This is a genomic window from bacterium (genome assembly GCA_029210965.1).
Lineage (GTDB): Bacteria > BMS3Abin14 > BMS3Abin14 > BMS3Abin14 > BMS3Abin14 > JALHUC01.
Genome location: JARGFZ010000152.1, coordinates 1 through 525 on the forward strand (window position 1 = coordinate 1; position 525 = coordinate 525).

General features: G+C 47.4%; 2 protein-coding genes. Both read right to left on the reverse strand.

The features are described from left to right. Positions 1-102 (reverse strand): dTDP-4-dehydrorhamnose 3,5-epimerase (locus P1S59_14735; GenBank protein ID MDF1527475.1); only part of this gene is annotated, 102 nt, incomplete at its 3' end. Between the two features lie 291 nt (positions 103-393). Next, a partial coding sequence (locus P1S59_14740; GenBank protein MDF1527476.1) for a glucose-1-phosphate thymidylyltransferase occupies positions 394-525 on the reverse strand: 132 nt, incomplete at its 5' end.

The window sequence follows — 525 nt, forward strand, 5'->3', positions numbered from 1 at the left end:
GAACTTCTCGAACACATCGTCATCACAACGCATGATCTCCATGAGACGACCCCGCTCATCGGGGATGACTTTCAGGGGTTTGACTTTGACTCCATCGATCATATCCAACTCCTTTCCAAAGCTTCTAACCACAGCGCGGTCATTCCCGGACCGCATCACAGGGTTTAACAGGGTTAAATCAAACATATGGGCTAAGATTTATATTTTGCCTGTGCAATCAACCCGTCGTCAATGTCATGGGTGACAAGCTGTGGAGCAGCCAAAGAATGGCTGTACTGTGGTAAGTTAATCGCCGCCTTTACAGGAATTGTTATTCCCCCTTCAGATTCCAGCTTTAATCTGTGAAACCCTGTGGAGCAGCCTATGAATGGCTGTGCTGTGGTAAATTAGCTTTTAGGCTTCATCAGCTATCAACCGTAAATATTCTCCATAACTGTTAGGATACCCCTCCGCCAGTTTCAGCAGCTGTTCCCTGTCAATAAACCCCATCCTGAAAGCCACCTCCTCGATGCACGCGATCTTGAG